At 51.0% G+C, this 21,078-nt stretch carries 18 protein-coding genes; 6 read left to right on the forward strand and 12 right to left on the reverse strand.

Going from position 1 to position 21,078, the window contains the following annotated elements; all coding sequences use genetic code 11:
• Positions 1–4: 4 nt before the first annotated feature.
• Entirely contained in the window at positions 5–772 is a 768-nt protein-coding gene (locus RGU75_RS15965; protein ID WP_322237610.1) for an enoyl-CoA hydratase/isomerase family protein, read from the forward strand.
• Between the two features lie 183 nt (positions 773–955).
• On the opposite strand, the gene RGU75_RS15970 is transcribed toward RGU75_RS15965, so the two are convergent.
• The gene (locus tag RGU75_RS15970) at positions 956–1,429 is read right to left on the reverse strand and encodes a DUF3237 domain-containing protein (RefSeq protein WP_322237613.1); all 474 of its coding nucleotides are present in this window, start codon (positions 1,427–1,429) and stop codon (positions 956–958) included.
• A gap of 520 nt (positions 1,430–1,949) precedes the next feature.
• The gene (locus RGU75_RS15975; RefSeq protein ID WP_322237616.1) at positions 1,950–2,183 is read right to left on the reverse strand and encodes a hypothetical protein; all 234 of its coding nucleotides are present in this window, start codon (positions 2,181–2,183) and stop codon (positions 1,950–1,952) included.
• A 267-nt stretch (positions 2,184–2,450) separates the two neighbouring features.
• On the opposite strand from RGU75_RS15975, the gene RGU75_RS15980 reads away from it, so the two are divergent.
• Entirely contained in the window at positions 2,451–4,100 is a 1,650-nt protein-coding gene (locus RGU75_RS15980; RefSeq protein ID WP_322237619.1) for a long-chain-fatty-acid--CoA ligase, read from the forward strand.
• Positions 4,101–4,400: 300 nt separating this feature from the next.
• Here the strand turns inward: RGU75_RS15980 and istB are convergent, their stop codons facing one another.
• The 5 genes from istB to RGU75_RS16005 all read right to left on the reverse strand — a co-directional run bounded on the left by istB (position 4,401) and on the right by RGU75_RS16005 (position 9,523).
• Positions 4,401–5,234, reverse strand: coding sequence for an IS21-like element helper ATPase IstB (gene istB, locus RGU75_RS15985; protein ID WP_322232684.1), 834 nt, complete (start codon positions 5,232–5,234; stop codon positions 4,401–4,403).
• Complete coding sequence (istA, locus tag RGU75_RS15990) at positions 5,231–6,766, reverse strand: IS21 family transposase (RefSeq protein WP_322232686.1); 1,536 nt, start codon at positions 6,764–6,766, stop codon at positions 5,231–5,233. The genes istB and istA overlap by 4 nt, the downstream gene beginning before the upstream one ends.
• Positions 6,767–7,235: 469 nt before the next feature.
• On the reverse strand, positions 7,236–8,051 hold the full coding sequence (locus tag RGU75_RS15995) for a cyclase family protein (RefSeq protein ID WP_322237621.1): 816 nt from the start codon (positions 8,049–8,051) through the stop codon (positions 7,236–7,238).
• Positions 8,052–8,205: 154 nt separating this feature from the next.
• A complete protein-coding gene (locus tag RGU75_RS16000) occupies positions 8,206–9,129 on the reverse strand; it encodes a 3-keto-5-aminohexanoate cleavage protein (protein ID WP_322237623.1) in 924 nt (307 codons plus the stop codon).
• 241 nt (positions 9,130–9,370) lie between these two features.
• Positions 9,371–9,523, reverse strand: coding sequence for a hypothetical protein (locus RGU75_RS16005; RefSeq protein ID WP_322237626.1), 153 nt, complete (start codon positions 9,521–9,523; stop codon positions 9,371–9,373).
• A gap of 745 nt (positions 9,524–10,268) precedes the next feature.
• On the opposite strand from RGU75_RS16005, the gene RGU75_RS16010 reads away from it, so the two are divergent.
• The gene (locus RGU75_RS16010) at positions 10,269–11,420 is read left to right on the forward strand and encodes an amidohydrolase family protein (RefSeq protein WP_322237629.1); all 1,152 of its coding nucleotides are present in this window, start codon (positions 10,269–10,271) and stop codon (positions 11,418–11,420) included.
• A gap of 161 nt (positions 11,421–11,581) precedes the next feature.
• Here the strand turns inward: RGU75_RS16010 and RGU75_RS16015 are convergent, their stop codons facing one another.
• From RGU75_RS16015 to RGU75_RS16035, 5 genes are all read right to left on the reverse strand, one after another.
• The gene (locus RGU75_RS16015) at positions 11,582–12,322 is read right to left on the reverse strand and encodes a TetR/AcrR family transcriptional regulator (protein WP_322237632.1); all 741 of its coding nucleotides are present in this window, start codon (positions 12,320–12,322) and stop codon (positions 11,582–11,584) included.
• Positions 12,323–12,667: 345 nt separating this feature from the next.
• On the reverse strand, positions 12,668–13,849 hold the full coding sequence (locus tag RGU75_RS16020) for a porin (protein ID WP_322237634.1): 1,182 nt from the start codon (positions 13,847–13,849) through the stop codon (positions 12,668–12,670).
• Between the two features lie 110 nt (positions 13,850–13,959).
• Positions 13,960–14,664 (reverse strand): VOC family protein, encoded by a 705-nt coding sequence (locus tag RGU75_RS16025; RefSeq protein WP_322237636.1) that lies wholly within the window; start codon positions 14,662–14,664, stop codon positions 13,960–13,962.
• A gap of 32 nt (positions 14,665–14,696) precedes the next feature.
• Positions 14,697–16,034 (reverse strand): MFS transporter, encoded by a 1,338-nt coding sequence (locus RGU75_RS16030; RefSeq protein ID WP_322237639.1) that lies wholly within the window; start codon positions 16,032–16,034, stop codon positions 14,697–14,699.
• A 664-nt stretch (positions 16,035–16,698) separates the two neighbouring features.
• The gene (locus tag RGU75_RS16035; protein WP_322237643.1) at positions 16,699–17,616 is read right to left on the reverse strand and encodes a LysR family transcriptional regulator; all 918 of its coding nucleotides are present in this window, start codon (positions 17,614–17,616) and stop codon (positions 16,699–16,701) included.
• Positions 17,617–17,726: 110 nt separating this feature from the next.
• Between RGU75_RS16035 and RGU75_RS16040 the strand changes: the two genes are divergently transcribed.
• From RGU75_RS16040 to RGU75_RS16050, 3 genes are all read left to right on the forward strand, one after another.
• Positions 17,727–18,824 (forward strand): tartrate dehydrogenase, encoded by a 1,098-nt coding sequence (locus RGU75_RS16040; protein WP_322237646.1) that lies wholly within the window; start codon positions 17,727–17,729, stop codon positions 18,822–18,824.
• Positions 18,825–18,987: 163 nt separating this feature from the next.
• A complete protein-coding gene (locus tag RGU75_RS16045) occupies positions 18,988–19,368 on the forward strand; it encodes a hypothetical protein (RefSeq protein ID WP_322237647.1) in 381 nt (126 codons plus the stop codon).
• Positions 19,369–19,641: 273 nt separating this feature from the next.
• A complete protein-coding gene (locus tag RGU75_RS16050) occupies positions 19,642–20,952 on the forward strand; it encodes an MFS transporter (protein ID WP_322237650.1) in 1,311 nt (436 codons plus the stop codon).
• Positions 20,953–21,078: the final 126 nt, after the last annotated feature.

A 21,078-nucleotide genomic window follows, 5' to 3' on the forward strand; every position in this document is an offset into this window, starting at 1 on the left:
CACAATGACTTTTATTACAACCGAGATTGTCGATCACATTGCCGTTATTACGATGGATGCGCCACCGGTCAATGCGGTGTCCCCGGCATTCATGACAGAAATGATTACGGCCTTTGACATGATTAACGATTTGGACGATATCCGTGTTGTAGTGCTCACTGGAGCGGGCAAGATTTTTTCCGCCGGCGCAGATATTAAGGCGCGTGCCACACTTGTCGTACAACCAGGTGATCGTTGGACCAGTGCGCGTCTCGCACGCGAAATGAGTTATTCAATCCTTGAGTGCAAGAAACCTGTCATTGCTGCCGTGAATGGTCCCGCGTTAGGCGCTGGGTTAGGGATTGCGGCATCATGCGATATCTTGCTATGTTCAGAGAATGCGTGTTTCGGCTTGCCCGAGGTAGATGTTGGATTAATGGGTGGTGGAAAGCACGCCATGCGTTTGTTTGGTCACTCGCTATCGCGCCGTATGATGTTCACCGGATATCGCGTACCGGCGGCGGAGCTTTACCGACTTGGTATTGTGGAGACCTGTGTGCCACTGGATCAGTTAATGCCCGCAGCGATGGACATGGCCCGGATCATCGCATCCAAGAGCCCGATTGCCAGCCGTACCGCAAAAAATTCGGCGGCGACGATCGAGAACATGACCTTGCGCGATGGCTATCGCTTTGAACAAAATATGACCGCAGAATTAGGTCGAAGCGAAGATGCTAAGGAAGCCATGCGCGCCTTCTCTGAAAAAAGAACACCTGTGTTCGTCGGAAGATAAGTACCTTATTACACAGCGCTTCACGGCTAAGTTATCAAGACAGATCAATCGTCAAAAAATAGCTAGAATAAAGTTTCTCCCGCACATGCTGAAGATTATTCTTTCATCAGTATATCGCGGGAGATAATTGTTTTTTACGACGAAATTAAGACGCCTGCTAATACCAGTTACGGTATTTCTACATCAGGTAATTTCAAATACCTCATACATTGGACCCGTGTCCGTTCGCGTACCGTTGGCGACGGCAATGACTTTATTTAGCCATGCATATTGCGGCGCTTCGGTTTCGAAGGTCAGACTAGTGCGAGCGTAGACATTTTCATATGGTTGCGTTTCTCTCTGAATGAAGCGTTGCATGTTTTCTGGAGATGCATGCGCCAACCCTCTATATCGCAGAAAAATCAGCGCATCATCACTCGTCTTCAATGTCGTCCGTACGTCGATTTCCATGACGCCATCGCTACGAAAACGCACCCAGTCGGCACCGTCCGGCAACACCTCGCCGCGTAATCTATCTCCCTCAAATCGGCCGCCATCAACTGGCGCAATGATACGACGACCAGTTGGTACGTTGCCGATAGAATAAATACGGTCATACGCCACCTCTAAATACATGGTGAACAAATGTCTGGATTGCAAAGTTTTAATCGATTGCATGGAAACCTCATAAAGATGATTGGGTATTACGGTTTTGTTACTACGGCTTGTTGACATGTAACGGTTAAAGATGGGGTGAGTGACCACTGAACTCATCCACCATCAAAGCTATTGCGGTTGCGGTTGCGGTTGCGGTTGCGGTTGCTGTTGCTGTTGCTGTTGCTGTTGCGGTTGCGGTTGCGGTTGCTGTTACAGGCGCAGCCACCTTTGACGTTGCAGTTGATTTTGAAGTGGCACTTGACCTACTCCGACATTGGCGCTGCCAAGTTTTTCGGCCGTTAGTCGGGAATTGTTGGAAGACATGTTTGAGCCGAAGGCGAGTTGGTCTTTCAACCCGACTGACGGCCGAAAAATTTGGGAACCCGAAGGGCAGCGTCTCTGCGGTCGCCTTCTTTTTGGTTACTCTTTTCTTGGCGAAGCAAGAAAAAGTAACTAGCTGTCGGGCTACCCCCGACCAGCACCCACGAAGCATTAACCGTGTTAAGTAACGAAGACCGTATTTGCCAACTGTCGGGCCACCTTAGACCAGCATCCAAGGAGCACCAACCGCCTCAGCAACCAACCAACCAACCAACCAACCAACCAACCAACCAACCAACCAACCAACCAACCAACCAACCAACCAACCAACCAACCAACCAACCAACCAACCAACCAACCAACCAACCAACCAACCAACCAACCAACCAACCAACCAACCAACCAACCAACCAACCAACCAACCAACCAACCAACCAACCAACCAACCAATCAACCAATATCAACATTCAATTGTAATAGACAAAAAATACCATTAAAAAATACCTGACACCTACACTGTGATCCCAATTACGGATGTGATATTCATCAGAAATCGACAGGTTAGATTGCCCAATTCCCATTCAAATGGAAAAATGAAATAAGACTGTACCAACACCATCGTTGCCGCCGTACAGCATAACCGTATTCGTGAATGCCACGCATTGAACCAATCATCAAAAGTATAAAAAACGACGACCAACAATTTCAACCGGAGTCCCCTATGCACGGGCTAATGCAACAGCAAGAACTCTTAATCTCCTCCCTGATTGAACACGCAGTAGCATTTCACGGCGATACAGAGATTGTCTCCAATATGCCCGAAGGAGGGCAGCACCGTACCAATTGGCGCGGCATTCATGGACGCTCAAAGCAACTTGCTAATTGTTTGAAAGCGTTGGGCGTCGGGCACGGCGCACGTGTAGGAACCCTCGCATGCAATACCCACCGCCACCTGGAATTATATTTCGGTGTATCCGGTATTGGCGCGGTTCTACATACGGTTAATCCCAGATTATTCCAGGAGCAGATCGAATATATCGTCAATCATGCTGAGGATGAATATCTGTTTTTTGATATTTCATTTGCCGCACTCGTTGAAAAAATTGCACCCCAATGCCCCACTGTGCGTGGCTTTATTGCGATGACTGATCGCCAAAACATGCCCGATATCGACGTCAAGAATCTACTGTGTTACGAAGACTTGCTGGCGGCGCAGATTGATCGCTACGATTGGCCGCAATTCGATGAAAATACCGCATCCTCACTTTGCTACACATCAGGAACCACCGGTCGCCCGAAGGGTGTTTTGTATAGTCATCGTTCGACAGTTTTACACTCGTTTATCGTCTGCGCAAAAGATGGTCTGGGCCTCTCCGCAAGTGATGCCGTTTTGTTGATAGTGCCCTTATTCCATGTCAATGCATGGGGAGTTCCCTACGCAGCAGCCATGTGTGGTGCAAAACTGGTATTGCCAGGACCAACGCTTGATGGGGCTAGCATCTACGGCTTATTACGTGATGAAAAATGTAATTTCTCACTAGGCGTGCCCACGGTCTGGCTTAGTTTCCTTGATTATGTTGAAAGCCAGCGAGCAGCGCTAGACCTTGAAGAGATTAGGCTTGCACGCGTAGTGATCGGCGGTTCGGCCGCACCACGCGCCATTATCGAAAAATTCGACACGCTATTTGGTGCTTTCCTCATACAAGCATGGGGCATGACCGAAACGAGTCCACTTGCATCGATTGGCAATTTGCTAGCGAAGCATCGCGATTTGTCACTAGAAAAGCGCTACGACTTGCAGTATAAACAGGGCCGGGCAATCTATGGCGTGGGTATCAAGATCGTCGATGAAAAGGGCGATTCTCTGCCACATGATGGCAAGGCGTTTGGTGAGCTGAAAGTCCGTGGCCCGTGGGTCATTGCTAATTACTACAAGTCGGAAGAAACCACCCAACTCGATGCAGATGGATGGCTAACAACCGGCGACGTCGCGACGATTGATGGCGATGGTTATATCCAGATTACCGATCGGTCAAAGGATGTCATTAAGTCGGGCGGGGAGTGGATTTCTTCGATTGATCTTGAAAATGCGGCGTTGAGTCACCCTGCAGTTCAGGAAGCCGCTGTGATCGGTGTTAGTCATAGCAAATGGCAGGAGCGACCGCTTCTTATTGTCATTAGAAAGCCAAATATGGCGTTAGCCTCGTCGGAAATGCTGTCATTTCTTTCCGATAAAGTGGCGAAATGGTGGTTGCCGGATGAGGTCGTATTCGTAGAGACATTACCCCATACTGCGACTGGAAAACTATTAAAGACGGCGTTGCGCGCGCAGTTCCGCGATCATCGTTTGGCGAGTGACCCGGCAGGATGATGTTTGATTGCGGCAATCTTGCCGTAGTTCCGAAAATTGGATAACAAGTGGTAGGCCGAAGCAGTTTATAAAAGTAATCATAGAGGAGACAAAATGAAAAAAACGAGTAAACATCCGCGACACTTGTCAATGCCGGAGTAAAGATGTACCAAATGGCGCGTTAAAAGTGTACCAATCCGGGTTAATAAATAGAGCCGTTGAGGGCCTGAATTATTCTCTTTTCAATGCACATTTCTATACTCTGCAGAGTTGGGGTGGCGGGCGCAGCGCAGCGTAGCCCGTTCCCTCAAGACGTTGCTTTTACGGGTTGGCCCCTCCTTTTTCAGCAGTGCTGTTTGGTTTGACATTGCGCTGTTGCCGTTTCTTGCTGGTGGCCAATCGATACGATTCGCCGTTCATTTCCAGGATGTGGACGTGATGGGTAAGCCGGTCAAGCAAGGCGCCAGTCAGCCGCTCCGAACCGAGGACGCTGGTCCACTCGTCAAACGGTAAATTCGAGGTCACCAGCGTGGCACCGTGCTCATAGCGTCGGCTAAAGACCTCAAACAACAATTCCGCACCGACCGCTGTGAACGGCACATAGCCCAGTTCATCGATAATCAGTAACTTCACGTTAGTCAGTTGCTTTTGCAAGGCACGCAGTCGTTTCTCGTCACGCGCTTCCATCAGTTCATGGACCAGGGCGGCGGCCGTCGTAAAGGCAACGCTGTGTCCTTTCTGACAGGCAGCTAATCCTAGTGCCAGCGCAGTATGCGTCTTGCCAACACCCGAAGGTCCTAACGCGATGACGTTCTCGCGCTTATCAATCCACTCACAGCGTGTCAGTTCGAGCACCAGGGATTTGTTTAAGGTTGGCATCGCCATGAAGTCGAAGGTATCCAGACTCTTGGTCACCGGAAACCTGGCCAGACGGATGCGCCGCTCCATCGTGCGGCGTTCACGGTCGATACGTTCGAGTTCGCACAACCGTAATAAATAGCGTGGGTAATCTACGCCTTCACGCGCGCAGTCGGCGCCGACCTTCTCATACTCCCGGGCAAAGGTCGGCAGCTTCAGGGCTTTGAAGTGGTTGACCAACAGTACCTGCGGTGCCACCGTGGTGGTCTCGGACAGCGCCGCGCTGTTGGCGTTCATGCGAGGTCTCCGGTAACAGGTTGCGTCAGTAGCGCATTCCCGCTGAGCAAGCTGAGGTAGCTGCCGGCATCGGTCGTGCCGACCGTGGCGTTCGGCAAATACGGATACAGGGTTAAATCCAGCTTGGGTGGTCGTCGTTCGATGGCGCACAATACTAGGTGTTTGATGGCATCAAAGCTGAGCACGCCCAGATGATGGGCCTGGCCAATGGCACGCTCGACTTGCCCGATGCTGAAGGTTTCCAGCAACCGCAGGACCTGGATATATTCCTTGCGCCCACGCTTGTCCATGCGCGCTTCCAGCAGGCGTCGCAATCGCTCGAAGGCCGCTGGTAATGCCCACTCTTGCAGCGGTGCAGCCTGGTCAAGCGCACGCGGCTTCCTCTCCAGCAACGCCAGATAGTGCAGCGGGTTCACCACGAAGTCCGCTTTGGCATAACTGCGACGATGGTGCGCAATGCACTCCGGATTGCCAACCAGATAGATGTCGACCCAGTCGACGGTGCCTTTGACCAGCACCGCCTGATGACCGTATTGCGTCGGTACCGAATAGTCGTTGGTGCGGTAACGGACCAACGATTGCGATGATACCCGGCTGGTTTGCTTGTGACTGGCGTCATAGAGCGTTACCGGCAACGGCATCAATGCCGCCCGGTCATGGATGAGGCGCTGGCCGATGGTGTCAGATTGACCACGCAGCACGGCACGCTGACGTTTCAGGCAGCCGTCCAGCAATTGGCTATTCAATGCAGCGAAGTCATCTGCCACCGGCAATGGCACCATGAAGTGGCGTCGGCTGTAGCCGACCAGTCCTTCCACTTTACCCTTGTCGTTACCTTTGGCGGGACGTCCGAATTTATCATCAAACAAGTAATAACTCTGCAATTCGGCAAAGGCATGGGTCCGTCGGCGCTGGCCATCGCCTAATATCTTGGCCACTGCAATCCTGGTGTTGTCGTACAGAATTGATTGCGGCACGCCACCGAGAAACGCGAAGGCAGCAAGATGACCGTCCAGAAAGGCTTCCGTGTCTTCGGTCGGATACGCCTTGACGAAACACGCATCCGAATGCGGCATGTCCAGGCAGAAATAGTGGAAGCGGACCTTCTTGCCGCCGATGTACCCGTCGGCTTCGCCGAAATCGACCTGGGCATGGCCGGGGCGATGCGCCAGTGGCATGAACACTTCCTTCTGCCGGCTGGCCACACCGTTGACGTACTCGCGCACCAGGGTGTAGCTACCGTCGTAACCATGCTCGTCACGTAATCGTTCGCGGATACGTACCGCCGTATGGCGCTGTTTCACATGGACTTGCTTATCGGCCTCGAGAATGGCGTCGATGATGGCTGCGAACGGTGCCAGCGTCGGAGAGACCGGGGCCGGCGCTCGCCGATATCCCGGCGGTGCCGCGAACTGGCACATCTTCCTGACGGTATTGCGATGGATACCGAAGTAGCGCGCAACCGCACGCTCACTCTTGTTCTCGACCATCACGGCGCGACGTACTTTGACGTATATGTCCACGGGAAACATCCTTTCCGCCTTTCTTATGCACCATCAAGGGCATAAGACTACAGGCTGGGATTGGTACACTTTTAACGCGCCATTCACGGCCGTTTCAAGTGCGCTATCCGGTACATTATTCACGCGGCATTTATAGGGCTCCACTGGTAAGGCTCGGGGGCAAGGAAACATTCCGCTCGCATAGCCTTCCAGCGCGTCTGTCGCTCCTCATCAGTGATAGGCGGAGTGAAATGTGCGTGTACATCAATCCAGTTAGAAACCATGATCGTAATCTTTCAATTAGTGGGCTCGGTGTTTAACCAGGCCGAGTTATGTTGTGCCCGTGTTCTCTGCGGCGATATAGGACATTTTTGCCAGACTCCAAAAATGGTGGCAATTGAAGTCCGGGACGTCCGTGGATCCGACCAAAATTTTGCCTACGCCAGAGCGCTGAGCGCATAAAGTACGAGGATAAAAAGCAGAATACTCTGTGAAAATTTTATACCGATTGCGGCATTTGATCTCCTTCCGTTAAAGGCTTTTCATCAAGAATTGCCACGGCACGGGTCCATCCTGCAGAGGCGCCTCTTATCTTTACGGGAAAGCAGGACACGGTAAAACCCTTTGAGGGAAGGCTCTCAAGGTTGTGCAATTTCTCAAGGTGGCAATAACCTATTTCGCGCCCCGCTTTATGCCCCTCCCAGATCAGACTTGCATCTTGCGTTTCCGCATACTTGGTTTGCGTATGAACGAACGGGGCGTCCCAACTCCACGCGTCCGTTCCTGTCAGACGCACTCCACGCTCGAGCAAATAAAGTGTTGCCTCGCGCCCCATGCCACATCCGGCTGAGGTGTAATCCGGGTCGCCATAGGCTAAGCCGGCGCGGGTATTCACGAGAACGATATCGAGCGGTTGCAGGGTATGAGCGATGCGGCTCAATTCTGCCTCGACGTCTCTTGCGGTGACCAGATATCCATCAGGAAAGTGCCTGAAATCAAGTTTGATTCCTGATTGCAAGCACCAGTCGAGCTGGACCTCGTCAATCGTAATCGCTCGCTCGCCGCGATTCATTGTCGAATGAAAGTGATACGGTGCATCAAGGTGGGTACCGTTATGCGTCATCAGATTTATCCATTCAATAGCCCAACCTTCCTCCTGAGGAAGATCCTCTGGTTTTAGACCAGGAAAGAATTTAGCGATATCTTTAGCCGTGCCTTTGTGGGTCAAATACTCGATATGGGGACCGTAGCCCGGTGGATCCGATATAACATCGTTTTCCAAAAATACAGAAATATCAATCAGTTTGCGCGTCATAGTGGTCCAATTACTAAAGTGTTTTTCAAATGAAGCGGGATGTTCAATAGTGCGCAATGACCATCTCGCGGACGACGACCGGAATATCTGGCGTGGCCATCGGTAGTCGCTTCATATCTTGTCGCCTGTCCTCTGGCTCTATCGTTTTTGCTGGCTAAAATGCGACGTTCTCACTTCCTTTCAACTGCAGCATTTCCCGCGCCTCGTCGGGTGTCGCGATCTCATAGGACAACTCTTCGAGAATTCGGCGAATTTTAAGTACCTGTTCGGCATTGGATACCGCGAGTTTTCCGCGACCGAGGAAAAGACTGTCCTCAAGGCCGACCCGCACGTTGCCGCCCATGATCGCGCCATAGGTGAGCAAAGACATTTGGCTGCGTCCTGCGCCTAGGACTGACCAGTGATAGTCACGGCCAAACAAGCGATTCGCCGTTTGGCGCATAAAAGCGACGTTCTCCGGATCAGCACCAATACCACCCATGATGCCGAAAACGGTTTGAATTAAAAACGGTGCTTTGATCAGGCCTGCGTCGACAAAATAGGCGAGATTGTAGAGATGCGATACGTCATAGCACTCGAACTCAAATCTCGTGGCACACCCTTCGCCTACCTCGAGCAAGATCCGGCGGATGTCCTTAAAGGTATTGCGAAAAATGCCCTCTTCCGAAGCTTCGACATAAGGCTTTTCCCAATCGTGTTTCCAATCAAATTTATTCGCAAGCGGGTGAAATGAGAAATTCATTGTGCCCATGTTCAACGAAGCCATTTCCGGCTTCAACCGCAACGCGGCTGCTATACGTTCGTCAACCGTCATCTTCGTACTGCCACCAGTCGTGATATTGATGATCGCATTTGTGGCCTGCTTTATTTCAGGTAGAAACTGCAGGAAGACTTCGGGATCTGCAGTTGGCCGACCGTCGTTTGGATCCCTGGCATGCAAGTGCAGAATAGCTGCACCGGCTTCGGCAGCCGCGATAGCCTGCTCGGCAATATCTTTCGGCTTGTAGGGCAGATACCGGGACATTGACGGTGTGTGGACCGAACCAGTTACCGCACACGTGATTATCACTTTTTTCATTGTTATGACCTATCTCGAATATTCAAAACATATAATGGTGGAAATGCCGCTTCCTTACTTCACTGATGCGTATTTGTGGCACGCTAGAGAAATTGCAAAATTAGATAGATTTCTTTATTAACACCCTTGCTTAGCGTGTATACCTCCGTAGACAAAGGCAATTAAGTTTCGGCCCCATTGCCCGCGCCGGGTCCGCAGGCAACTTTCGTTAATCTCTCGACGCGCTTGTCTGTAATGTCCATTAAGAGCGCACCCAAGCCTGATCATCGGCCATGTACAGCGATAACTCGTCCCGTTCCGGGAATAGCACTTGCGGTGTTGCGATAAAATCCTTGGCAATAATGTCGTTGTAGCGTTGCATTGGACACACTGCAATTTCTGCGTGTTTCCGCATATCCTAGCCATTAAAATAAACATTCTCCGTCCCGATGTGATCGGATTTACACTAGATGTCTCACCGGGCAGGCACGATTTTTTCGAGCATATCCGGGACACTTATTTAGTCCTTTGCCTCTATTAGAAGATTCAGAAGCGCGTCGATATTGGGCTTTCGATGCGCCAAAGTTGTCTCGAATAAACCGTCCTTTTTGGCGAAAGAATGGCCGGCCAATCTGGATTGAACCCCGCTGTCATTCGCAATATCAAGGATAGAAACGCCATCGTAACTTCGCATCGCGAACAATTTCTCCATGCTTAGCCAGATGGTCTTTTTTCGATCCTGCTTGAAAAATTTCGACACCAGAGCTTGATTGATACTGACTTTCTTCATTGCTCCAACCCAAATACTACACAACTGTGTAAGTTACGCCATACAAATTGAACCGTCAAGTTCATTTTTTTTCTTTTCTCTAAAATGAAATACTTTCAATTCTCAGAACACTTGTCCCGCTTTGCCTGCGAAATACAAAAACTTGACTCAATCAAAATCCATTTTTATTATACATATGTGTAATATACACTTGTGTAACACTCATTGCTACGTTAGGATTGCCCATGTCTTTGGCAATCACGCAAATAGAACAGGCCCTAAACGATTGTGGATTTATCAAGTCTCTCGAGTTCCCCGCGGGCGAAGGCGAGATTTTGCAATGGGCAGCTCTAAAAAACGTGCTGCCCCTGGTATAAAAGGAGAGTCTGGAATGCATCAAATGCGTACCTGCGCCTGCATGGTGGCGTCTCATTCACATGCCGGGCATCAAGCATCGTCCGGCACGCCTGCGCGCGCGCAGCCGGGACGGCATCAACATTCAGCCCCCGAAACCATCCTTGCTGCTGGTCGCGGCAAGTCCCCTACGATCGACGTGCATTGCCACGTGATGGTGCCACAGGTGGAACTCATATTGGATATCGAAGCGTCGGTCGAGAAGCAGGCGGCAGCCATGGCATTGCTGGAGGGCCAGGGAAGGCCATCTACGGAATACAACCAACGCATGTTCCGCGAACTGGAGCCGAAGATGACGTTGCCGGAAGTGCGCTTAAAAGATATGGACAGCATGGGTGTCGATGTGCAGATTCTGAGTCCTTCACCAACCCAGTACTACTATTGGGCGGCTCCATCGCTGGCAGAAAAGATCGTTCGCATGCAAAACGAGACGGTGGCGAATCTCTGCCGACTTCATCCGGAACGATTTGCCGGACTCGGTACCGTGTCCTTGCAATATCCAGAGCTTGCGGTAGCGCAGCTCGAATACGCGATGCGCGTGCTCGGCTTGAAAGGTGTCGAGATATCCACCCAGGTCAATGGCCTCGAATTGTCCGATCCGGCGTTCGAATGCTTTTGGGCCGCAGCGGAACGCCTCGGAGCGGTGGTGTTCCTCCATCCGCTGGGTTGTTCGTTAGGGCAGCGTATTGGACACTTTTACCTATCCAATATGATCGGGCAACCGGTTGAAACAGCAACCGCCCTGGCTTTGCTGATGTTCAGCGGCGTGATGGACCGATATCCTGACCTGAAGCTACTCGCGGCGCACGGCGGCGGATTTTTGCCTTTTTACGCTGGGCGCTTCGACCACGGTTACAAGGTACGGCCCGAAGCGCAGGGCATGAAATATTCGCCTTCCGACTATCTCAGACGCATTCATTATGACTCGCTCGTTTATGAACCTGCAGCATTACGTTATCTGATCGATAAGGTTGGACTGGAACGCATAGTCATCGGCACCGACTACCCCTTCGATATGGGTCATTACGACGTAAGTCCCTATGTGATGGCTGTTCCCGGCCTGGACGAAGCAGAACAAAAGGCGATTCTGGGAGGTAACGCCGCGAGATTGTTTGGTCTGCTGGCCTAAGCGGTATGAGCGGCACCTGGTCGCATGGATGCCATGCGAGTCAGGTAGCGCCCCAACTGAAGGAACATCCTTGATAGTCAATAATCGTAGACGATCCTGGCATATGTGCTGACATCAACACCATGTCGCAGTTAACAGCTAAAACATAACAGTGGATGCTTTCACGAAGTTTTCTTCTTACTGACCTGACGCGGGTTGACGGCCACGCGCGAGGCAACGCCCGATTTGGCAGATTTCTTTTTGGGTTGCGCTGGCATAGCGCGTATACCACCGCAAATAAAGGCAACCAGGTCCGGCCCCCTATCAACCCCACCCGCCTTACAGACGCCTTTCGACAGTCTCTCGACACGCTTGTCTGCAATGTGCATTAAGAGCGCCCCCAAAGCCCACTCATAGGCCCAGTAAAGCGATGATTCGTCACGATCAGGGAATAGCACTTGCAGTGCATCGATAAAGTCTCTCGCAAGAGGATCGTAATAGCGTTGGATGACACGCACAGCAATTTCTGATTGTTCCCACACTGTCCTGGCCACCAAAATCAGAAAATTTTCCCCGTCGGGGTGTGCTCGCATTTGCACTACTGGCGCGCACCACGCATGCACGATCTTTTCGAGCGCATCCGGCGCATCGATATGCGCCTTTGCTTCCTTTAAAAGATTCAGGCGTTCGTCGATATTGGGTTTCCGATGCTCGAAAATGGCTTCGAACAAATTGTCTTTTTTATCAAAATAGTAGCCGACCAATCTGGATGGAACCCCGGCGTCATCCGCAATATCACGGATAGACACGCCATCATAGCTTCGCATCGCGAATAACTTCTCCGCACTCAGCAAGATGTCTTTTTTTCGATCTTGCTTGATGAATTTCAACACTGGAGCTTGATTGATATCGTCTTTTTTCATTTCGTTGGCCCATGCGTTACACAAGTGAGCAATTTAAGCAGTCAAGACAGAACCGTCAAGTTCATTTTCTCCTTTTACCTAAAAAAGGTTCTTTCAATACTCAGAATGGATGTCGCGTATTTCCCCTGAAATGAAAAAAACTTGAGGACATTAACACCCATCACTAAAAAATAGCCTTTGAAAACTGCAGTTGGCCCGTCGCGATCTGGCCCAATTTCTTGCGTACCCGATTTAATAACACTGGGTTAGCTGCTCGCGAAGATTTCTGATAAGAAGATTTTCGAGCGCCCGCACGCTGTCTTATCATATGATCACCCATACAGCGACGGGCCTGTTCAACCAAAATTAAAACGTGTGACGGACACCAGTAGTGATTGCTGTTTGGTTACCGGCAGAACCGGTTCCATCAAAAATGCCGGGATTGTTAGTGTTTGAAGCACGTATGTTCTGCACAACGGCATACACATCTGTCCGTTTCGACAGGAAATAGTCGGCACCCAGATTGAACTCGTTCAAGGTGCCGATACTGGAGACACCTGCGAAATTAAGTCGGTTATGTATAACGCTTGCCTGCAGGCGCAAAGTAGGAGTCAGAAAGTAATTCACGCCGAGTTCGTAAAGGTTAGCCTTCCTGTTGCTCAGACCGCTAACGACATTGGTAGTTGAAGCGCTTGCCAACGGTTGCCCGGAGCTTGAGAAATAACCGTACACGCGTACTGCTGAACTAACTTCGTAGCTAGCGCCAAGACTGTATACCTTCAATGCTATCTGGCCCGGTTTGCCTACGAACGCAGGAGCGAATATTCCACCGCTTCCTTCAATGGTAGTATCGCTAGGGGTTCCGGTTGCGACGTTTGCTGCGGTTGTGCCACCGAGTTTCGATTGGTAGTAAGCAGTGTATAAGGCGAGTGGACCGTTAACATATTGACCGCCGAGGCCGAGCGACTGGCCGGAAGAGTTACTACCTGCCGTTTCGCCGAAACCATAAATGGCGCTGGCAGTGAAACCAGCCAGGTTCACTGTATCGTAACGGATCGAATTGATGGTGAGAGCACCTTCGGTACGGTTCATATAGTGGCCTACACTTCCAACCAGAGCACCGAAACTACCGCACGCATTCCACCGGCATGTGTCAAACATAAAATCAGTTTGGCGACCTAATTTAACGGTACCGAAGTCCCCGGCCAAGCCGACTAACGATTGACGACGGAACAACTGGGTACCAGTGCGGTCTTGTAAAGTCAGTGCACCGGTGTCGACGGCGAAACCGGCTTCCAGTTGAAATATAGCTCTCAATCCGCCGCCTAGATCCTCTGAGCCTTTAAAGCCGATACGCGGGCCTGTCACGCTGCCCGCACTTAATTGCAATTTGCTGCCTGTTTTTGATGCAGAGCCAGCAGGAGTCGCGGCTTTGTTTTCATAAGCGATACCAGTATCAAGAATCCCGTAGATGGTGACCGCGCTTTGCGCTTGTGCTGAACCTCCGATTGTTCCGAGTATCGCCAGTGCAATGATTGATTTTTTCATTTGATTTCCCCTAGTAACCATTTTGAGGTCGCCGTATTTTGTCCCGGATGGACGCACTACGGCGATTTGCACCTATGTATGTAGACTCTTGTAATGACTCAACGTCGGTATTAAAGCTTTACTGGCGCCCTTCGGATTTCTTTTATTCCCTCGGTAGTTTTGACGCCAAGTGCATATAGGCCAGCAGACTTTCCGTTGTAACGAATTTCAAAAGGAAACTGTGATGGTCGAACAACGTCGCCCAGCCATTCCGCGAAGGCGGACTCCGTTTCGCCAATTTCAATCCAGAGCAGCCCTTGGCCCTTTGCGCTTCCTGTCCCAGGCTCCACAGGCAAACTGGCTACGTGAGGAGGAGGAGGTGAGCCCGGTTTGAAGTAAAGGTTGGGTTTCCCCATTGGCCATGCGGTCATTGCACTGGGGGTTTGCAGTGAAAAGCCCCGGCTACCGTTCATCATTTGTCGGCCGGCCTCTTTTCCGGTCAGGTTTGCATCCACGATGGTATTGTGGTGGGCAGCAAACATTTCCATTTCCTCCATGGTGTCTGCTCGCAGGCACCATCCGATAAAGCAATCTCCATCCATGGTTTGTTGCTCAAAGAATTGGGCGGTCGAATTCTCCTTCTTTAGGATCGTATGATCGACGATGCTCTCAATCTCGATGTATATGTCATCTGAGAGTGGGACTACTTTATGACCAAGTCCATATAGTGGAAAAAATCCGCCATCATAATTGCCCAGTCCGGTCTCCCGACTGAGTCGAAAGGTCGCTTCATAAACGTTTTGTGCCGCCAAACATACATGGTCAAAGTGAATCATTTTGTAAGTCCTTTATGGGAGGGAGAGAATATTTACCTGGCTGTAACGCGTTGCCGAGCATACGTTTTTCGCTCAATTACCGCGCCAGCAAAAATGATTAGTGCGGCTGCGAGAATAAGCATCACAGCAATGAAACCCAGGCCCGCGTCATACGAGCCGGTTCGTTCCTTCAACCATCCGATAATGATTGGACTTGTGAATGAGCCGAGAATACCGACCGAATTGACTGACGCGATAGCGATCGCCGCAGCACTTGAAGACAGTCCGCGTGTTGGTAATTGCCAAAGTGGTATAAGACCGCAAAGCAGACCAGATTGAAGCAAGGTCAAGCCACCCATAAGGCCAAAAACACCGCTTGAAGTCAGGCAAATTGCTATGCCCGCTGCACCGAATAAAGCGCCGATAGCAGCGTGCCAAACGCGCTCATTCGTTTTATCCGAATGTCGCACCCAGAAATACGATACAAGCGCTGCAAATATGCTCGGCACTGAGGTCAGCAACCCTATCTGCGAAGCCGAAAGGGTCACACCGACCGTTCGACTGAACGACGAGATTATTTGAGGGGTAAAAATGAGTTGTGCATAGAACCCCATTTGAAGGAAACCATAGGCAAGGGCGTAAATCAGCAGGCTGCGATTTTTGAATAGTATTCGAAGGCTTTCACCCACTGAATGCTTCACACCTCCCGATACCTCGGCGATTGATGCCAGCCAAGCCTTTTGTTCGGGATTCAACCATGTGGCATCAGCCGGAAGTGAGGTGAGATAGCGTGCAGAAAAACAGCCAAGAAGGATAGGTAGCGCTCCTTCAAATAGAAACATGATGCGCCATCCGGCCATGCCAAACCAACCGTCAGTGTATTGAATGATTGCAGTCGAAGCTGGGGCACCAAGTATCACTGCAAGCGGCAACGTTGTGAAGAAAAACATACGTGCCCGAACTTCCTTCGGAAACCACAAAGCCAGATAGAGAATGAGACCAGGAAAAAATCCGGCCTCAGCGATGCCAAGCGCAATCCTTACCGCAATGAGCTGATTTGGTGTCTGCACAAATGCGGTAAGGGAGGAAATAATCCCCCAGGTAATCATTATTCGGGTGAGCCACACACGCGCCCCGTATTTGACGAATGCGAGATTACTTGGTATTTCAAGGAAAAAATAGCCCAACAAAAACAGGCTTGCCGCCAAGCCGAAGACAGCTTGACTTATACCCAAATCCTTATTCATGGTGAGTGCTGCCGTACCGATGTTGATTCGGTCTAGATACGCGGCGGTATACATAAGGGTGAGCAGCGGAATAACACGCCACATTACCTTACGCAGCGTCGCTCTTTGGAACTCGTTTTCGGGGTCGTAGGACGCCATAGTCATAGGTAACTTTCTTATGCGATCGGATAAGAGAGGTCCAGCAAAAGCGCCTCTGACTTAGAACATATTTTTAATTTTATTTCAGCCTAAAATGACGTCGAACTCGACAGATTTTTTAGGACAGCGGCAATAACGTTTCTAGCGGTTTTCCATCTGATTTCTTACGGATACGATGACGTGGTGATTGATTAATATATAAAAAAATATCATTTATACTAATTTAATTACACAATTGTGTATTACACGATTGAGTAATAATAGTTTGTGTTTTTTTGGTAGTCAAGTTTTTTTTCTTTAATGCGCACATGTGGTTTTTTTGGGCCATTGAACGCTAAATAAAAGCGATCGAAGTCACGTGTCCAGACCAGTGCACGGGAGTGATCGTAGCGATCTGAAAGATCACCATTCTGGTGCGGAAGCCCATGCAGGGCGGCTTAGAGGCTATTCAAACTCTTTTTCAAGGATGCTAAAAATGGTTAAATTAACGTGTAAATAAATACACAAGCGAAATAAGCCGAGAAGAGTTTGAAAAGGTCAATACGCTACGGGCACGTGCGCGCCAGGCAGCGAAGCCACGCAACATTTATTTTTACAAAGTATGTTGAGCAGGGTCTGTATATGCCGCAAAAGCGGATGAGAATATCGTTTCCTAATTAACAGATTTTTTTTATTCCGCCGCCGGTGCCAGCTCTTGCGCAATAAAATCCACGAACGTACGAATGCGGTTCGACATCTGATGACGCTGTAAATAGACTGCAAAAATATCTGCATTTGGCGTATCACAATTGGACAGCACCTGGACCAGCTTGCCGTCCTGCAGGTATTGTTTGACATCCCATTCGGCACGCAACAAAATTCCATGGTCATCGAGTGCCCATTTCACTGCGATTTCACCATCGTTGGTGGTCAGATTGCCGCGAATCTTCACGGTCTGGGTCTTCCTGGCGGTCCCACTTCCCGTCGTCAGACGCCATACGCCATACGCTTCATCTCCTTGCCTGATACCGATGCAATTGTGCTTCGTCAGATCGTGCGGAGTGATTGGCGTACCACGTCGCGCCAGGTAAGCAGGCGTCGCGCATAACACGCGGCGATTGGGTGCTAAACGTCGCGCGACGACGCGGGTATCCGGCGGTTCCCCGAATCGGATGCAGACGTCAAAAGTGTCGTCAGTGAGCGGTGGTGGCATGACCGAAAGTTGTAGTTGTACCGAGACTTGCGGATAGGCGGCGACAAATTGAGAGATCGCCGGCGCTACATGGCTTCGCCCAAATCCAAGTGTTGCGTTGACCCGCAGCAGACCTTCCGGTCGCTTCTTGGCGCTGCCCAGCAACTCCGAAAGTTCGTTGATTTGATCCAGAATTCTCCGCGCATGCTCTAGGTAAAGCTCACCCTCCGGTGTCAGCATCATGCGCCGTGTCGTCCGATTCACCAGCGGTACGCCAGCCCGGGTCTCCATTTGTGACAAATGCTTGCTTACCGCAGCAGCCGTAAGGCCTAGCTCGCGGGCGGTAGCGCTGAGGCTTCCAGAAGCTGCCAGGGTTGAAAAAAATCCCAAATCTGATGGCAAAACAGTATCATTCATGGCGTCTCATTTGTAAATAATAGTTAAGAATGCTTTAAGTTTAGCACCGGTTTTTGCCAAAAAACGTAGGTAAAGTACGGGCATATTCATCATTTTTAAAGGCAGGAGACATGAAAACTTATCGCATCGCAACTATTCCAGGTGACGGTATTGGCAAAGAAGTCGTCCCCGCGGGTCAGCAGGTTCTGGAAGCGCTGGCCAAAACAAACAACACTTTTGCATTCGAATTTCAAGATTTCGATTGGGGTGGTGACTACTATCGCAAGACCGGTGCGATGATGCCGGCCGACGGCCTGGATGCGCTGCGTGACAAGGACGCAATCCTGTTTGGTTCAGCAGGCGATCCGGATATTCCCGATCACATCACTTTATGGGGTTTGCGCCTGAAAATTTGCCAGGGTTTCGATCAATACGCCAACGTGCGCCCGACCCGAATCCTGCCAGGCATTGATGCACCGCTGAAGCGTTGCAAGCAAGACGATCTGAACTGGGTAATCGTCCGCGAAAACTCCGAAGGCGAATACTCCGGCGTCGGTGGTCGTGTCCATCAAGGCCATCCGATCGAAGCAGCTACCGACGTTTCGATAATGACGCGTGCCGGTGTGGAACGCATCATGCGCTTCGCATTTCGTCTGGCCCAAGCCCGCCCGCGCAAATTGCTGACCGTCGTCACCAAGAGTAATGCGCAACGTCACGCTATGGTGATGTGGGATGAAATCGCTGTTCAAATTGCAAAAGAGTTCCCTGATGTGAGCTGGGACAAAGAACTGGTCGACGCTGCAACGGCGCGTATGGTCAATCGTCCCGCAACGCTCGACACGATCGTCGCTACCAATCTTCACGCAGACATTCTGAGCGATCTGGCAGCGGCACTGGCGGGCAGCCTGGGTATTGCGCCAACCGGCAATATCGATCCGGAGCGCCGCTATCCATCGATGTTTGAACCGATCCATGGTTCGGCATTCGACATCATGGGACAGGGCTTGGCCAACCCGGTCGGTACTTTCTGGTCGCTTGTGATGATGCTCGAACATCTGGGTGAATACGACGCCGCAAAACGTGTCATGCAGGCCGTCGAAGCGGTGACCGCGGACACTACATTGCATACCCGCGATCTGGGTGGCAATGCCACAACGGCACAAGTGACTGCCGCTGTTTGTGCGTTCATTGAAAAGGGCGCGCTTACGCTAGAAAAAGCCGCTGCGTAGCCATCAATTCCCCTGCAAGTCAGCATCGGAAAATATAAAAATATGGGGAGCAATCTGGTTTGCACTGAGCCGAGGTTTCGCTACCCCTTAAAAAAAATAAAGCTGGAGACATCATGTGTATTGCTTTGACTACTTGCGGCTGGCTTGCGACTTGGCTCACAAGATGAGCACTTCCGACGCGCTTTCCGGCAGTCTCGACGCCGGATTAGTGAGGGGCATCAATCGCTTATGGAAAGACGCGTTTGGCGCAGCCAGTGTGATCGCGCAGCTAACTGCGCGCGTTCCAGAATTCTTGCCGTCTCCTCCGTGTGAACGTTTGATTGTTATTGGCGCCGGTGTGCCGTCTGTGGCAATGGACAAAGCCACCGAGGATAACTGGAGCGGGCCACTGAAAGGCTTCAAGCTTTACCTCGGGGCGTTTGCGAACGGTCCGCTGAAGCTTGAGCAAGCCTTCGCTTTCCGTTTGGATCGGAATGCCATCATCCCAAGCGACAGCGCCAACGTAGCGTCGCCGCAGCCAGAATGGGCCGAGAGGAAGATGTAGAATTTTTGGGCAGACAGCGGTGATTGCGGCTGGTATACGTTTGGGTGCGCCTGGCACTGCCACTATTCTGCGCAGTACACAAATCAACTCAGGTTGCGTCGCAAGACGTCAAGTTTTGCCGGGTTTTGATTGGCCGAATTAAAACGGCAAAAGAAAATTCCTCGCATTCTACTTGTTCCGAGGTCCAAAAAGAACCGGTATAAGCGGTAGTATCCTCGGCGGCACTGTTTATTTTTTTTACAATGTAATGCTATAACCTCTAAGGAGGAGACAATGAAATCTGATCTCGAATCACGCGTTTCCCGCAAGCTCATGTGGCGCATTATTCCGTTTGTCATGGCGCTTTATTTTGTCAGCTTCCTCGACCGTGTCAACGTCGGCTTTGCTGCCATGACGATGAATAAGGCCATCGGCCTCTCGCCCACGGCATTTGGCTTGGGTGGCGGCCTGTTTTTCATCGGCTACTTCTTATTTGAAGTCCCGTCCAATCTGATACTTCATCGTGTCGGCGCGCGTATCTGGATCGCACGAGTGATGGTTACATGGGGTATCGTCTCTGCGCTATCGGCCTTTGCTGTCGGACCGAACAGCTTCTATGCATTACGTTTCTTGCTGGGTGTTGCAGAAGCTGGCTTCTTCCCCGGGATCATTCTTTATCTTAGCCTGTGGTTCCCGGTGAAGCAACGCGCAGTCGCGGCAGCCTGGTTCATGGCCGCTGCACCGATTTCTGTAGCGATCGGTTCTCCCTTGTCGGGCGCCATCATGCAATTGCCAACTATTTTCGGCCTGGCAGATTGGCAGTTTCTGTATATCGTTGAAGCAATCCCAGCTGTGATTCTTGGCTTCTTCGTATTGAAATACCTGACCGATATCCCTGCCAAAGCAGAATGGCTGGCGACCGATGAACGTGAATGGTTGATAGCCAAGCTGAAGGCTGAGGCCGATGCAAAGCAAACTAATGCCGGGCACACCACAGGCGCTTTTAGCGCACTGAAAGATCCGCGTGTCCTGGCTCTCGCTCTCATCTATTTCGGCACCTCCGCTGGCCTTTATACGCTGGGCTTGTGGGCGCCGCTGATTATTCGTGAGTTTGGCTTCACTCCCTTGGAAACCGGCTTACTGACCGGTGTGCCGAGTGTTGTCGCCGTGGTCGCCATGATCCTGTGGGCTAAGCATTCCGATCGTACCGCAGAGCGCACCTGGCACGTCGTGATTCCTTGCATACTGGCATGCATAGGCCTTGTCTTTGCCGGCCTGGCGAGCACAGCATTGTGGGTGGTTTTGGCACTTGTCGCAGTGAATGTCGGTATCAGCTCGGCTAAAGCACCGTTGTGGGCCATGCCAAGCTCTTTCCTGTCGGGAGCAGGCGCAGCCGCTGGCATAGCAATGATCAATTCTGTCGGCAATCTTGGCGGTTTTGTCGGCCCGTTTGCGATCGGCTGGTTGAAGAGTGTGACCGGCGGATATGCTGCTGGCCTTTACGTGGTTGCTGCAACGTTGTTGGTGTCGGCAGTCGTGACTTTGCTGTTAAGCCGGCAGGCAAGGCGAACCGCTGCAATTGGCAATCCGCGTCACGGGCATTAAATGGAAAAGCCCGATTGAAGCTGCGGCCGGTATGATGGTGGTCAATCCGATCTGAAGCCTGAGCGGCTTCGTCGGATCGTGCGCGTTACTAGCTCAGGATCGTCGTAGCCACTTTGCATAAAGATC

Origin of the sequence: Glaciimonas sp. CA11.2 (assembly GCF_034314045.1) — a bacterium.
Lineage (GTDB): Bacteria > Pseudomonadota > Gammaproteobacteria > Burkholderiales > Burkholderiaceae_D > Glaciimonas.

Bases quoted from the DNA above. Each gene is read 5' to 3' on its own strand.
- RGU75_RS16035 (WP_322237643.1), bottom strand. From the start codon at position 17,616: ATGAATGATACTGTTTTGCCATCAGATTTGGGATTTTTTTCAACCCTG.
- RGU75_RS16050 (WP_322237650.1), top strand. From the start codon at position 19,642: ATGAAATCTGATCTCGAATCACGCGTTTCCCGCAAGCTCATGTGGCGC.
- RGU75_RS15980 (WP_322237619.1), top strand. From the start codon at position 2,451: ATGCACGGGCTAATGCAACAGCAAGAACTCTTAATCTCCTCCCTGATT.
- RGU75_RS16010 (WP_322237629.1), top strand. From the start codon at position 10,269: ATGCATCAAATGCGTACCTGCGCCTGCATGGTGGCGTCTCATTCACAT.
- RGU75_RS16020 (WP_322237634.1), bottom strand. From the start codon at position 13,849: ATGAAAAAATCAATCATTGCACTGGCGATACTCGGAACAATCGGAGGT.
- RGU75_RS15965 (WP_322237610.1), top strand. From the start codon at position 5: ATGACTTTTATTACAACCGAGATTGTCGATCACATTGCCGTTATTACG.
- RGU75_RS15995 (WP_322237621.1), bottom strand. From the start codon at position 8,051: ATGACGCGCAAACTGATTGATATTTCTGTATTTTTGGAAAACGATGTT.
- RGU75_RS16030 (WP_322237639.1), bottom strand. From the start codon at position 16,034: ATGACTATGGCGTCCTACGACCCCGAAAACGAGTTCCAAAGAGCGACG.
- RGU75_RS16000 (WP_322237623.1), bottom strand. From the start codon at position 9,129: ATGAAAAAAGTGATAATCACGTGTGCGGTAACTGGTTCGGTCCACACA.
- RGU75_RS16040 (WP_322237646.1), top strand. From the start codon at position 17,727: ATGAAAACTTATCGCATCGCAACTATTCCAGGTGACGGTATTGGCAAA.
- RGU75_RS16015 (WP_322237632.1), bottom strand. From the start codon at position 12,322: ATGAAAAAAGACGATATCAATCAAGCTCCAGTGTTGAAATTCATCAAG.
- istB (WP_322232684.1), bottom strand. From the start codon at position 5,234: ATGAACGCCAACAGCGCGGCGCTGTCCGAGACCACCACGGTGGCACCG.
- RGU75_RS16005 (WP_322237626.1), bottom strand. From the start codon at position 9,523: ATGCGGAAACACGCAGAAATTGCAGTGTGTCCAATGCAACGCTACAAC.
- RGU75_RS16045 (WP_322237647.1), top strand. From the start codon at position 18,988: ATGAGCACTTCCGACGCGCTTTCCGGCAGTCTCGACGCCGGATTAGTG.
- istA (WP_322232686.1), bottom strand. From the start codon at position 6,766: ATGTTTCCCGTGGACATATACGTCAAAGTACGTCGCGCCGTGATGGTC.
- RGU75_RS16025 (WP_322237636.1), bottom strand. From the start codon at position 14,664: ATGATTCACTTTGACCATGTATGTTTGGCGGCACAAAACGTTTATGAA.
- RGU75_RS15970 (WP_322237613.1), bottom strand. From the start codon at position 1,429: ATGCAATCGATTAAAACTTTGCAATCCAGACATTTGTTCACCATGTAT.